This window comes from Anaerotignum sp. MB30-C6 (genome assembly GCF_030908465.1).
Taxonomy (GTDB): Bacteria; Bacillota; Clostridia; order Lachnospirales; family Anaerotignaceae; genus Chakrabartyella.
The window spans coordinates 388,416-402,449 of the sequence record NZ_CP133078.1 but is presented as its reverse complement, the minus strand read 5'-3'; the positions used below and the strand labels follow the sequence as shown (position 1 = coordinate 402,449).

The window sequence follows — 14,034 nt, the reverse complement described above, 5'->3', positions numbered from 1 at the left end:
CTGGGGGACTTCCTAATGCCTTTAAATTATAGCACCATATATGAAAGCCCAACACAAACTTAAGAAAATTGCAAGAACCTCATTATTACAAAAAATCCCCTCACAAGGAGGGGATGCAAAATCAATACTTTTTCAAAAAGTTACCAAACTTAGTGTACTGCCCCAACCAAGTTAAATCTACCGTTCCCGTGGGGCCATTTCTTTGTTTTGCTATAATCAATTCCGCCTGATTTTTCTTTTCAGTCTCAGGGAAATAATATTCATCTCGATAAAGAAATGCAACCACGTCGGCATCCTGCTCTATGGCGCCAGACTCACGCAAGTCAGAAAGCATAGGCCTATGGTCACTTCTTTGCTCACAGGCACGGCTAAGCTGAGATAAAGCAATGACAGGGGCTTCCATCTCACGGGCGATGGCCTTCAAATTACGAGAGATTTCTGAAATTTCCTGCTGACGAGAGTCATTCTTTCCATTCCCACTCATCAACTGTAAGTAGTCTATCACAATCAAGCCCAACCCCTTTTCCGCCTTCAAACGACGACATTTGGAGCGAACGTCCATGGGGGAAATACCAGGGGTATCATCGATAAAAATCGGTGCTTGGGAAAGAGGTCCCATGGCACGAATCAAATCTTCCCAATCGTTGTCATTCAATTCGCCTGTTCTCATCTTTTGGGCATCTAGCATCGCCTCGGAGCAAAGCATACGGTTTACCAATTGTTCACGGCTCATTTCCAGTGAAAATACTGCCACAGGCACATTGCTTCTAATTGCCGCATTCTGTATGATATTTAACGCAAAAGCAGTTTTCCCCATAGACGGACGAGCAGCCAGCAAAACCAAGTCTGATTTTTGCAAACCAGCTGTCTTTGCATCAAAGTCTACAAAGCCTGTAGGCACACCGGTTAACTTCCCCTTAGAGCGGTAAATATCCTCGATCTTTTCAATGGAGTCAACGGCAATATCCCGAATGTGGTGAAATTCCTCTGAATGACGTTTTTGCATAATATCAAAAATGCTTTTTTCCGCCTGATCCATGATACTGTTGATGGACTCTTTCCCTTCAAAACTTAACTGGGAAATATTCCCCGCCGTTCGAATTAAGCGACGCAATACAGACTTTTCCTCTACGATTGCCGCATAGTGACGTACATTGACAGAACTGCCCACGGCAGTGGAAAGGGTTGCCAAAAAGGGCACCCCTCCAACTTGCTCAAATACACCCTTTTCCTCAAGCTTGTTCTTTACTGTAACCACATCAATTGGCGATGCCGAACGGTACAATTCCTCCGCCGCCTCAAACACCATTTTATGATCAGGACGATAAAAGTCATCCCCCGAAAGAATCTCAAGAGCCAAGGATGCCGCTTCTCGGTCTAAGAACATAGAACCTAATACAGCTTGCTCTGCTGTTTCATCGTGGGGCGGTACGCCACGGATATATTCATTTTGTTTTTCTTGCTGTTCCATGTTTTCCGCCTCCGCTGTCATTAAGCTTCCACAATTTTAACTGTTACTTCTGCTGTTACCTTGGGGTGTATTTTAATTGTAGCTGTTCTTTCACCTAACATTTTAATGGGGTCACCAATGGACACCTTCTTTTTATCGATATCCTGCTTTGTTTGTTCAACAATGGCATCAGCAACTTCTTTATTTGTAACAGAACCAAATAGTTTACCGTTACCGCCAGTTTTCACCTTGATTGTAACAACTTGTTCTTTCAATGCTTCAGCAATTGTCCGTGCATGATCCAGCTCTTCTTTCTTGCGTTTTTCTTCAGATTTTTGCTTTAATTCATAATCATTCAGATTGGACTTTGTAGCTTCCACAGCCAATTTTCTGGGTAATAAGAAGTTTTTTGCATAGCCTTCGCTCGCATTAATTAAGTCACCTTTTTTACCAACACTTTTTACATCTTGCAATAAAATTACTTTCATATTATGCTTCCTCCTCCAGATAATCTTTAATGGCATGACGAATCTTTTCCTTTGCCTCTTCTAAGGTACTACCAGGTAGCTGCCCTCCAGAAACGGTATGGTGACCGCCGCCGCCTAATCTTTCCATAATTCTTTGTACATTAATTTCACCAAAGCTACGGGCGCTGATAAAAACAGTATCTCCTACTTTGCAGCATACAAACGACGCCTTCACGCCCGTTACATTCATTAAATCATCTGCCGCCTGGGCTGCTGTCAACGTGGAGTTTTCCACATTGGCAGGGCAAACAGAAATAGCAATATTGCCCATAAATAATTCGGCATCCTTCACTGCAGAAGCCTTTGCCTTATAGGCATCCATGTCATTTTGGAATAATAATCTTACTCGAATGCTGTCTGCACCATTTCGACGTAAGAAGCCTGCTGCCTCGAAGGTAATCGCCCCCGTTTTTACGCAGAAATTCTTGGTGTCCACGGTGATACCAGCTAACAAGGCATCGGCTTCAATGTTGGTGAGCTTTACCTTTTTGCCAATATGTTGAATCATCTCTGTAATCAACTCGGAAGTTGAAGATGCATAGGCTTCATGGTAAACCAAAACCGCCTGATCGATGGCATCTGTACTTTTTCTATGATGATCAAATAAGACAATTCTTTTAGCGGACTCTAAAACCTGGGGACTTTCTACCATGCTTTTACGGTGGGTATCCACCACAATAACCAAAGTTTTATCATCCATCATTTTTAGGGCATCGGGAGTTTTTATGGTCAAATTCTGATGATTGCCACTTGCTACAATATTCTCCCAAAGCCTGCGGATACCAACACCCACATCATCCATTACGATATGACATCTTTTATCCATAGCCCTTGCAATGGCATAAACCCCCATGCACGAGCCCATACTATCCAAGTCACCATTTCTATGGCCCATAACTAGGATTCCTGAAGATTCCCCCATCAGTTCCCATAAAGCATCTGCTTTTACTCTGGCACGAATACGAGCGTTTCGCCCCATCTCGCCAGTTTTGCCGCCATAGAAAAGATAGTTTTCACCTTCTTTAATTAAAACCTGATCTCCACCTCTGCCCAAGGCCAAATCAATGGCAGCCTTTGCATTTTGCATAGCCTCATCCAGAGAGTTTTTACCAATTCCAATGCCCATACTAATTGTAACAGGGATATGATCCCCTACACTAATTTCTCGAATTTCATTTAAAATATCAAACTTCTTCTCTTTTAACTGGGCCAGTTTCCCTTTTTTAACTAATAAGAAAAAACGGTCTTTTTCTAACTTTCGAATCACCCCATCCACATCTTGGGCCAGTTGATTTAACTTTCGCTCAATCAAAGCAGCCAAAATAGGCCAACGGCTTTCGTCCAAATTATCCACTACATCCTCGTAATTATCCAGAAAAACCATGCCAATCACCGTCTGCTGATCCTCCAACTGCTGGGCAAGCGCTTGTTTTTCTGTAACATCCACCAAAGTCATGGTTAAAACTGTACCAACGGCACCGTTTTCCTCAATGACCTCACAGTGATTCAGTGCACCTTGATAGTACTTCCTTCCAATTTCAAGAAGGGTTTTTTCCCCATTACCGCTGTTTTTCAACAACTTTTCCACAGCCGGCTTTGTTTCCTCCATATCAGGAAAAACCTCGCCAAACCTTTTGTTGTACATCAGAATATGCCCACGAATATCCAAAACCGCATAAGGCGTTGGCAGATTATGGGGAATTTGAAAGTTTTCCTTCAATACAGTGGTGTCTAGAAAAGAAGGAACCCCCTCCTTTTCTCCTTCCAAAGGGGCATGAAGCTCCTTCAGTGCTGGCCAACCAAAAAATATAGCAGCTCCGCCAACGATTGTACCAATCCCCAAATAAATATCCACTAAGGAACATACAAAAACTACAATTACCATTAACGCAATTGCAATGATTACGTTTTCTTTCTTTTTAAAGTTATACATTCATATGCCTCCAAGCCGAAATGATCCCTTTCACGCTTTTTGCCCCAGTTCTCGGTGCAATTCCAATAGTGAAGTTTTCCATTCAGGCCTTTCTTCTTGCAAAAGTCCAAGCTTCAGCTTTGTTGCTGCTTTCTGGTCAAGGGTTTCCTTGGAAATCCCCATCCTTGCCGCTAAAAGATACATTACAATTTCCAAATCAGCCAATATCTCTGCTTTTTCTGCTTTTGTGGCATTTTCTTGCATTGCCGTAAAAAACTGAGATACCGCCGCCAACATCTGGCACTGCAAATTTTCAGTCATTTTTATATTCTTTGCAACATCAAAATCCTTTCCACTCATTCAAAACCCGCCTCCTATTAGATGGTTTTGTTACTCTGCAATGACATATTATATCATAAACTCAGCTCTATCTCAATACGCAAAGTTCTATGGCCAGTAGTATAAAAAGGCTGAGACAGTCATTTTTTGTAAATAATTGTCTCAGCCTATTTTATTGTAAAACCTCTTTCATCGCCGTAAATAGAGGGGTATTTTCGTTCATGGCATAAAAGGCCGCTCCTGAACGAAAACAAAGCTCGCCCAAAGCTCCCCTATGCTCCTTTAACGCCTGATCATAGGCAGATAATACCGAGGGACTCAACTCCAAGTCACAGGTTTCTCCCGTTTCGGCGTCTACCAAACGAGCGGCCTGTCCTTCTTTGGGCTTTTCTTCTTCCGCCGACAAAACCTGCACCATGCATACCTGCTGTTTTTTCCCTTGCAAAACACGCAAAGCTTCTTCCAAAGGTGCCTCTGTAAAGAAATCGGAAATCACTACGGCAACACCTCGTCCTAATCTACCGCTTAGTAAGGTGGCACGCAAAATATCAGAACCACCTTGACACTCAGCTTTATCCAATAGCGTTAATAGACCAAGAAAATTACTTTTTTGAGTATTTCCCCGTTTTTCCAAAGTAATAGAATCATTCCATAAAAACAAATTGACTCTATCCCCGCTACAAAGACTAATGTATGCTAAGGATGCTGCGAAGGCTTTCGCCTGTAAAAACTTTTCTTCCTTGTCCATGGAGCTACTGCAATCCAGAAAAATGTTCACTTCCGCCTGCTTTTCTTCCATAAAAAGCTTTACATAAAGCTTTCCAAAGCGACCAAAGCTATTCCAGTCCACTCTACGCAAATCATCCCCCATGATATATTCACGAAAATCGGAAAACTCCAAAGAACTACCTTTGGCATGGGACTTCCTTGCGCCGCTATAACCATCCACACTTAGCCTCTGACGCAAAGAAAAGGAAAGCTTCTCTAATTGCATCAAGTATTCTTTTGTAAATATATCCTGTAACGTTCTCATACCAACAACGCCTCGATAATACCATCTACCGTTATCCCATCCGCCATACCTTCAAAATTTAAGAATATGCGGTGACGTAATGCACCCTTGGCTACTGCCTTTACATCTTCATAGGCCACATTATAACGCCCCGCCATGAGGGCATAAACCCTGGCTGTCATCATAATTGCCTGCGCACCTCTGGGGCTTGCCCCAAAACGTACATACTTTTTCACCTTCTCAGGAGCTTCTGCATAATCAGGATGGCTTTTCAAAACAATATCCATAATATATTCCGCCACAGGGGTAGCCACAGGGACCTCTTTGGCAACCTGTCGCATCTGCAACAGCTTTTCTTGCCCACAAACTTTTTTCGCTTCCCTTTGGCTGCCTGTTGTGGTGGAGGAAACAATCTCCAAAAGCTCCGCTTTAGTGGGAAAGGAAACGTCCAACTTAAATAAAAAACGATCCATTTGGGCCTCTGGCAAAGGATAGGTACCTTCGGACTCCAAGGGGTTTTGCGTAGCTAATACAAAAAAAGGCTCTGCCAAACTGTAAGTTTCATTGCCACTTGTTACGGTGTGTTCCTGCATGGCCTCCAACAATGCACTCTGAGTTTTTGGAGTTGCTCTATTAATTTCATCGGCCAAAACAATATTTGAAAAAATGGGGCCCTTTCGAAACTCCATTCCCATTTCACCCTTGGCATTTTTGGTCATAACCGAGGTTCCTGTTACGTCAGCAGGCATAAGGTCTGGGGTAAACTGAATACGGGAAAAGTCCAAAGCCAAAACCTTTCCAATGGTTTTGACCAGCTGGGTTTTCCCAAGGCCGGGCAGCCCCTCCAGCAATACATTCCCACCGGCAACCATTGCCGTTAAAACTCCTCTGATAAGATCCTTCTGACCAATAATCACGGAACCGATTTCTTCTTCTATCTTTTGAAACTCCGCCCCAAATTGGCGAATCATTTCTTCTTCCATTTCATTTGTCCTCCCTTCTTTTCATGGCTTCATTATAGAGCCTTCCGCCTTCTCTCGTCAACGAAGAGTGGAAAACGTAAAGAAATATAAGGAAATTGTTTGGTTTTTCTTAAAGAAGGGTATGTATAATATCATAACACAATAAAAAAAATTGATTCACCTCTGAAGTTGATTTACCGAAAAGGGTTCTTTCTGGTTGTCGTTCATCTTCCCATTGTCCCTTCTAATTTTTGGAGACTGCTTTTAGCGGGATACCAGACCAATATCCGTGAAAATTAACGGAAATGTTATGGAAATATTATTGATTTCATAGTATCATAAGAAAAGGCGAAAGAACTATGTCCATCAAAAAATACGATTATGAGGGGTACCCATGAAAAAGATCGACTTTAAAAAATTAGATAGGTCTTACTTAAAGATTTGTCTTTATGTGTTTGCTGTTGCAGCAGCAATCATTCTATTTGAAAAAATTATTGGACATTTACCCGGTTTGGGCCACGCATTCCAAACCACAGTGAAAACCACCCTGCGTTTAGGCTCACCATTTTTTATAGGGTTTGCATTAGCATATATTATGAACCCCTTTATGAAATTCTTTGAAAAAAGAATTTTTAAATATGTCCCTAAGGCAAATGAAAAGAAAAAATTAACCCGCACCTTCTGTATTTTAATTAATTATGTAATCGTCATTGGAAGCTTATTCTGGATTGCCATTTACTTAATTCCTGAATTAAAGGATTCCGTTGTATCCTTTGTATCCCAGCTATCCAGTTATACTACCCAGATGAATGCTTCCATTACCACCCTCTTTGATCGTATTGATTTTATCAATGCAGAGGAAGTAAACAATATTATCAACAAAGTGCTGGCACCGATCATGAGCGTATTCCAAAACATACCGAAACTGGTCAGTGATATTGCAACAAACCTTTATTCTTTTGGCAAAATCACCGTAGACGTGGTCATGGCAATTTTTATTTCGTTTTATATGCTCTATGATAAGGAAAACTTCTCAAAACAGACACATAAAATTATTTATGCAATTTCAAATCGGGACAAGGCAGAACGATTATTTTATAACACCCATCGAATCAACCGTATTTTTCAGGACTTCATTGTTGGTAAAGCGGTGGACTCCTTAATCATTGGTGTGATGGCCTTCATTGGGTTTTCATTACTTAAAGCCCCCTTCCCTTTGGTGTTGAGTTTAATTATTGGTGTAACCAATATGATTCCATACTTTGGACCCTTTATTGGTGCTATTCCAGCAGCAGTTATTACGTTCTTGGTGGATCCACTGACAGCTTTATGGGTAATCCTGTTCATTCTTGCCTTACAGCAGTTTGACGGAAACTTCTTAGGGCCTAAGATATTAGGCGATTCTTTAGATGTGAGCCCCCTTTGGATTATATTAGCTGTGGTGTTAGGTGGAGCCCTCATGGGGCCTTTGGGTATGTTTATTGGTGTCCCTGTTTTGGCAACGATAAAAATGTTCTTTTCGGAATATATCAATAGAAAGTATGAGGAAAAATACACGAGCAATGATCCACTACTTCCGAAAAACCATGAGCATGAAACCCCACCCGAAGCATAAGATAAAGTAAAAGAAAGAACAGTCTTGTTTGTAACGCTGTTCTTTTAATTTTTTGGAGGAAAAAAATGAATCAAACCAAACAAACAAATCGCTTTGCATTAATCTTCTTCATATTCTTTCTTATAAGCGGCCCCCTTTTGTATGCCATTCCTTTGATACGTGACCTTCCTTATGAATGGTTTGCCAGCATCGTTCAGGTTGTATATTTCACAATCCCCATCGTTGGCTACTTTATTTGGACAAAAAAGAGTCCGAAGGAAATTTTCCGCCTCTATCCTTTAGGTTGGAAGAATTTACTGCTTATTGTGCTTTTTGGCTTTGCCATACAGCCTCTGATGCGTTTTCTTTCTTTCTTTACATCTCTGTTTTTCCCAAACGTAGCCCAAGAATCCTTAGAGGCATTACAAGGTGCCGGGTTTATTGGCTCATTAATCGCTATGGCAGTTTTACCCGCATTTTTAGAAGAACTTTCCCTCAGAGGCATATTCCTCTCAGGCTATCGACGTTTAGGGACATGGAAAGCAATTTTCTGTACCGCCCTTTTATTTGGCCTATTGCATATGAACCCGCAACAGTTTCCTTATGCATTTCTTGCAGGTTTATTCTTCTGCTTTTTAGTAGAACGAACAGGTTCCATTTGGGCATCCATCATCCCGCACTTTATTATCAACGCAACAAACGTTCTTACTATGTTTTTGCCCGTGGCTGAAGAGGCGGCTACCATGGATCCTCCGGCAAATACGCTCCTTTTACTTTATACCGGCGTATCTGCATTATTGTCCCTGCCGTTTTTAGGGTTTATCTTTTTTTGGTTTTTGAAAATAAATCCTGTCCAGCCAAATATACAAACAAAGGAAACAGCGGAACGCTTTCTCTCCCCTTCCATCCTTTGTATTTTTGGTCTATTTGTAGTCTTTGGGATCCTTCCATACCTTGGTTTTCTTTTTTAGTTCTTTTTAGAATAATTTGAAAAAGGCACGCCCCCTGGGGAACTGTGCCTTTTTCAATCCATATTTACTCTTGAAGCAACCGAAAGCGAGGGATTACCTTCCCTTCCACCTCCACTGTTTCTAGAAACATATCTTTTGGGCGAACCCAAAGGCCAAACTCTCCGTAAAGTTGACGGTATACAACCATCTCCTCTACCGTTTCCGAATGCCTTGCTAATCCAACAACACAATATTTCTTACCTTTATAATGCTCATATACACCACCAATAATCACTTCCATTTATTCCAACCCTTCCGTAACCTTTGGCTTTTCAACTTTACTTGTACCTTTTGGTAATATAAATCTTGCTGCCTGTTTCTCAACCTGCATCTCTAAATCTGTAAAAGAAAAAATCTCTCCATCGATACTGGCAAATAGGGGGTTTTTGCTTCGTACAATAAGGTTCTTACACCGTTTAAAATGTACGCCTTTCTTTGCCTGCATTTTTTCTATATATGTACCGTTTTGATAGCTGGGAAGCATCTTCAACAATGACATTCGACGAAAGGTTCGAATCCCTCCAAAATCCATAAGCCCATCATCAATTTGAGCATAGGGTGATGATTGAAAAGCCCCGCCGCAAAAGCTGCCATTGGCAATGGTACAGAGCAAAAACTTTCCAGAAAGCCGCATACCATCACCATCGGTAATTTCCATCTCCTCCCCCATAGGTAGACAAAACCGCTTACATAAGCCTCCCCAATAGGCCAATGGTCCTTGGATAAAGGGGATTTTTTTCAGCTTAGATGCTTCTACAGCCACTTCACAGTCAAAACCAATATTCACCATGTTTACTGCTCGTTTATTATTTATGCGAATTAAATCTATAGGGATCTCTTTTCCATTTATTTGTGCCTCTATATCAAAAAAAATATCTCTCTGGGTAAAATTCTTTACAAAATCATTCCCTGTACCTGTAGGAATCAATCCAACGGATGCATTCGTGAAACCATAGGCTCCATTGATGGCCTCATGCAGGGTGCCATCCCCACCGCAAACATAAAACCTCACCGGCCTGCCTTCTTGTGCTTTTTCTCGAATAAACCCTTCTCCATCACCAGGAAACCTTGTCATATGAATATGAAAGGAAATGCCCCTTCCCGCCAACGTCCTTTGTACTTGGGGTATCATCTCTTTCCCCTTGCCTTGGCCCGCTTCAGGGTTAATGATAAAATAATGTTTCATCTTTCGTATCTCCTCTTATCTTTAACTTGTTTTTAGAGTACCATATTTTCAAGTTACATACAATATGCAGGAACTTTCACTTTCGCCCAAAGAAAAAGCGGCATCTGCATCCTTTGCAAATACCGCTTTTTCAAACACTTACGCCCTTATGTTAACACACATAAAATTCAGTTTAGTAGTCTCTCAAATTATTTATACTCCTATTTAAAAAAGACCACAGTTGTTATTGCTCCATTTGCCTACCCAAGAAACCAGCAGCAGTCTGGGCCAGCTTACCTTCCACCTCGCCCATTTTCTTGTCCTTTGAAAGGAATACAATGGCACCCATGGCATCTCCCTCTGCAATAATGGGAGTAATAAGCTCGTGATTATACCCTTCCATACTATCATCATCTAGAATAGGTACAAAATTGCTGTCACTCTTCTCCGCAATCAATGTAGTCCTGCGGTTGATACATTTTTCCATTTCTTGACTAATGTGCTTTTCAAACAGTTCTCTCTTTGAGCCACCAGAAACAGCAATAATCTGATCTTTGTCAACAATACAAGTTACGTGTCCGGCAGTCTGCGCCAAGGACTCTGCATACTCTTTTGCAAATGTCCCTAATTCGCCAATGGGTGAGTATTTTTTAAGAATAATTTCACCCTCTCTATCTGTGAAGATCTCTAAAGGATCTCCTTCCCTGATCCGCAACGTGCGGCGGATTTCCTTAGGGATAACCACCCTACCTAAGTCATCTATTCTTCTTACGATTCCCGTCGCTTTCATAGAAAATTCCTCCATTTACAAATAAGGTTGCTTTATTGATTTCTCCTGTGCTTGTATTATTTGTAAAAGAAACGAAAATATACCTACCCATTTTTGAATAAAAAATATATTATGGAAACTCCATTTTCATTGTCTTATGATGATTCTAAAAATATAATCCTTCCTCTTTTTCTATCCATAGTATTTCAAAATGTTGGTTTTTGATAATCTTCATATACCAAACTTTTAAGATATATTTACACAAAAAAATGCCTCAATTTGAAATTGAAGCATCTCATTCTTATACCTATTCTGCCTTACCGTCTCTACTCATTAAGTCGAGTACAGCCTGTTCTGTATTTTTACCACCAAACAACACATCGGCAATGGCACTGGTAATGGGCATTTCCACATCATGCATTTGTGCTACCTGACAAGCAACCCGCACCGTATTTACACCTTCTACCACCATTTTGATTTCTTCTAACGTTTCCGCAAGGGTTTTTCCTTGACCCAATAAAATGCCAGCCCTACGGTTTCTGGAATGCATACTTGTACAGGTTACAATCAAATCACCAATACCAGAAAGCCCAGAAAAGGTTTCTGCCTTACCGCCCATCTCTACGCCAAGGCGTTTCATTTCTGCAATACCACGGGTCATAATTGCAGCCTTGGTATTATCTCCAAATCCTAGGCCATCAGACATACCTGCTGCAAGGGCCATGACATTTTTCAATGCCGCTCCCATCTCAACCCCAATCACATCTGTATTGGTATATAGGCGAAATCTAGGGTTCATAAATTCCCCCTGAACCATCTTGGCTACTTCTTCATTTTCAGAAGCAATCAAACATGTTGTAGGAATATCTCTTGCTACTTCTTCTGCATGGCTTGGCCCAGATAATATGCATACCTCACATTGGGGTGCACATTCTTGAATCACCTGGGATAAACGCTTTAAACTGCCTTCTTCAAGGCCTTTTGCAACGTTAACCAAAACCTGCTTATCGGTAAAAAAGGGAGCAAAAGCTGTCACTGTTTGACGCACAGCCTTAGATGGTACAGATAATATAATAATCTCCGCATCCTTTACCGCCTGCTCATGGTCTGTTGTAAACTTCATTCCTTCGGGCAATGTAATGCCGGGTAAATATGCCTTATTTTCCCTTTCATTTTCCATTTCATCAACCATATCTTGCCTTCTGGACCAAACCACAACATCATGTCCATGCTTTTGGAGCATAACAGCCAACGCCGTACCCCAGCTGCCTGAACCTACCACCGTTACTTTCTTCACTGCTGTCCACCTCCAGTAAAACCTTATTACACACTTTTACGCAACGTAAATTTATTTTCCGTTCCAGATATCAAACGCTTCACATTCTCTTTATGTCGCCAAATCGCTAAAATCGCCAAGGCTGTAAATAGTGCAACCCCTTCTGTTGGCATTCCCAAGAAAAGTGCACTGAGTGGAATGCAAATGGAAAAAACCATAGATCCAACTGAAATATAGTGGGTAAACACCACACCCAAAATACCTACCCCAAAGGTAACTAACCCTAGAATAGGCGAAAATACAAAGATTAAGGATATTACAAGACCTATGGTTGCCGCAATGCCCTTACCGCCTTTAAACTGCAAGTAAAAGGGGAAATCATGACCTAAAACAGCACCCACCCCCCCATAGATACCTGCGAATAAGTTGTTGTCAGGGAATAACCATCTACAAATAAAGAATGCAATAACACCCTTTAGAATATCCCCAACAAAGGTAGCCAAACCTGCACGAAAACCTAACACACGCAGGGCATTGGTGGTGCCCAGATTTCCACTTCCTTTTTTACGTAAATCAGTTTTTGTAATCTTACCAACAATAAAACCCATCGAAATACAGCCGATAAAATACCCGATTAGTAAACTAAAGACTCTAAACATATTATTCCTTTTCCCCTTTTTCTCTTACGATAAAATGAATAGGCGTGCCAACAAAGCCAAAAGCATCTCTTAACTGATTTTCAATATATCTACGATAGGAGAAATGGAATAATTCCCTCTCATTCACAAAAATAACAAAAGTAGGCGGTTTTACTGAAACTTGAGTCATATAATACAGTCTCAATTGGCGTCCTTTATCCGAAGGAGGCTGTTGCATTGCTGTTGCTTCAATTAATACTTCGTTTAACACACCCGTGCTGATACGCAGTGCATGGTTTTCATTTACTGTCTGAATCAATTCCAGCATTCGTGTAATTCTCTGGCCTGTAAAGGCGGAAATAAATACTCGTGGGGCATAGGGCATATAAGCCAATTCATTTCCAATATCCTTTAAATAACGGTTCATGGTTTTATCATCTTTTTCAATAGAATCCCATTTATTTACCGCTATGATCGCCGCCTTGCCTCTCTCGTGGGCAATCCCTGCAATTTTTGTATCCTGATCGGTAATGCCTTCATTAGCATCGATAACCAAAATAGCAACATCACAACGTTCAACCGCCGCCACAGCACGGATAATACTGAAGCGTTCAATTTCTTCTTTGATTTTGGCTTTCCGACGCATACCTGCGGTATCAATGAAGATGTATTTCTTCCCATCTATGGTAACTGGCGTATCAATAGCATCCCTTGTTGTACCAGGGATATTACTTACAATCAAACGGTCTTCCCCTAAAATTTTATTAATCAAAGATGACTTACCAACATTTGGCTTTCCGATAATGGCAACACGAATTGCATCGTCCTCTTCTCCGCCTTCTGCTTCCTCAGGAAAATGTTCAACCACTTGATCCAACATATCTCCAAGGCCTAAAGCCTGTCCTGCTGAAACAGGCATTGGATCCCCAATACCCAGTTCATAGAACTCATAAATGTCCAAAGTATCCCGCATTGTGCTGTCAACTTTATTGACTGCCAATACAACGGGTTTCTTTGTGCGGCGTAACATATTCGCCACCTGACGGTCGTCGTCGGTCACTCCTGTTTTTACATCTGTAACAAATAATACAACATCAGCCGTTTCAATGGCAATTTCTGCCTGCTGTATAATTTGTTTTTGAATGATTTCTTCGGAGCCAATTTCCATACCGCCAGTATCAATCAAAGTAAATTTATGGTTCAGCCATTCCACATCCGCATAAATACGGTCACGGGTTACCCCAGGCGTATCCTGAACAATGGAGATTCTTTCTCCAGCCAAGCGGTTAAACAACGTAGATTTCCCTACGTTGGGACGGCCAACCACTGCTACGATTGGTTTACTCATATTTATTCCTCCATGTATCTCTCTATTTCATA

Annotated in this window: 14 protein-coding genes; 2 read left to right on the top strand and 12 right to left on the bottom strand. The window is 41.2% G+C overall.

Translation table 11 applies throughout. The features are described from left to right. Window positions 1-121 precede the first annotated feature (121 nt). From dnaB to RBQ60_RS01900, 6 genes are all read right to left on the bottom strand, one after another. Complete coding sequence (dnaB, locus tag RBQ60_RS01925; RefSeq protein ID WP_307884919.1) at window positions 122-1,471, bottom strand: replicative DNA helicase; 1,350 nt, start codon at window positions 1,469-1,471, stop codon at window positions 122-124. A 20-nt stretch (window positions 1,472-1,491) separates the two neighbouring features. Then, window positions 1,492-1,938 carry a 50S ribosomal protein L9 gene (gene rplI, locus RBQ60_RS01920; protein WP_307884918.1) on the bottom strand — a complete coding sequence of 149 codons (447 nt, stop codon included), beginning with the start codon at window positions 1,936-1,938 and terminating at the stop codon, window positions 1,492-1,494. Window position 1,939: 1 nt separating this feature from the next. After that, on the bottom strand, window positions 1,940-3,910 hold the full coding sequence (locus tag RBQ60_RS01915) for a DHH family phosphoesterase (RefSeq protein WP_307884917.1): 1,971 nt from the start codon (window positions 3,908-3,910) through the stop codon (window positions 1,940-1,942). A gap of 30 nt (window positions 3,911-3,940) precedes the next feature. Beyond that, window positions 3,941-4,249: a MazG-like family protein gene (locus tag RBQ60_RS01910; RefSeq protein WP_307884916.1), complete on the bottom strand. Its 309-nt coding sequence runs from the start codon at window positions 4,247-4,249 to the stop codon at window positions 3,941-3,943. A gap of 151 nt (window positions 4,250-4,400) precedes the next feature. Further along, the gene (locus RBQ60_RS01905; protein WP_307884915.1) at window positions 4,401-5,261 is read right to left on the bottom strand and encodes a DUF58 domain-containing protein; all 861 of its coding nucleotides are present in this window, start codon (window positions 5,259-5,261) and stop codon (window positions 4,401-4,403) included. Next, on the bottom strand, window positions 5,258-6,223 hold the full coding sequence (locus RBQ60_RS01900; protein ID WP_307884914.1) for an AAA family ATPase: 966 nt from the start codon (window positions 6,221-6,223) through the stop codon (window positions 5,258-5,260). The genes RBQ60_RS01905 and RBQ60_RS01900 overlap by 4 nt, the downstream gene beginning before the upstream one ends. 373 nt (window positions 6,224-6,596) lie before the next feature. On the opposite strand from RBQ60_RS01900, the gene RBQ60_RS01895 reads away from it, so the two are divergent. Beyond that, on the top strand, window positions 6,597-7,817 hold the full coding sequence (locus RBQ60_RS01895; RefSeq protein ID WP_307884913.1) for an AI-2E family transporter: 1,221 nt from the start codon (window positions 6,597-6,599) through the stop codon (window positions 7,815-7,817). 65 nt (window positions 7,818-7,882) lie between these two features. Further along, a complete protein-coding gene (locus RBQ60_RS01890; protein WP_307884912.1) occupies window positions 7,883-8,767 on the top strand; it encodes a CPBP family intramembrane glutamic endopeptidase in 885 nt (294 codons plus the stop codon). A gap of 64 nt (window positions 8,768-8,831) precedes the next feature. On the opposite strand, the gene RBQ60_RS01885 is transcribed toward RBQ60_RS01890, so the two are convergent. The 6 genes from RBQ60_RS01885 to der form a co-directional block, all read right to left on the bottom strand. Beyond that, complete coding sequence (locus tag RBQ60_RS01885) at window positions 8,832-9,047, bottom strand: DUF1653 domain-containing protein (protein ID WP_307884911.1); 216 nt, start codon at window positions 9,045-9,047, stop codon at window positions 8,832-8,834. After that, the gene (locus RBQ60_RS01880; protein WP_307884910.1) at window positions 9,048-9,992 is read right to left on the bottom strand and encodes a diacylglycerol/lipid kinase family protein; all 945 of its coding nucleotides are present in this window, start codon (window positions 9,990-9,992) and stop codon (window positions 9,048-9,050) included. A 223-nt stretch (window positions 9,993-10,215) separates the two neighbouring features. Next, window positions 10,216-10,761: a stage V sporulation protein T gene (gene spoVT / locus RBQ60_RS01875; protein ID WP_307884909.1), complete on the bottom strand. Its 546-nt coding sequence runs from the start codon at window positions 10,759-10,761 to the stop codon at window positions 10,216-10,218. 286 nt (window positions 10,762-11,047) lie between these two features. Further along, window positions 11,048-12,037 (bottom strand): NAD(P)H-dependent glycerol-3-phosphate dehydrogenase, encoded by a 990-nt coding sequence (locus tag RBQ60_RS01870; RefSeq protein ID WP_307884908.1) that lies wholly within the window; start codon window positions 12,035-12,037, stop codon window positions 11,048-11,050. 26 nt (window positions 12,038-12,063) lie between these two features. Then, entirely contained in the window at window positions 12,064-12,675 is a 612-nt protein-coding gene (plsY, locus tag RBQ60_RS01865) for a glycerol-3-phosphate 1-O-acyltransferase PlsY (RefSeq protein ID WP_307884907.1), read from the bottom strand. 1 nt (window position 12,676) lies between these two features. Next, on the bottom strand, window positions 12,677-14,002 hold the full coding sequence (gene der / locus RBQ60_RS01860) for a ribosome biogenesis GTPase Der (RefSeq protein ID WP_307884906.1): 1,326 nt from the start codon (window positions 14,000-14,002) through the stop codon (window positions 12,677-12,679). Between the last annotated feature and the right edge of the window lie 32 nt (window positions 14,003-14,034).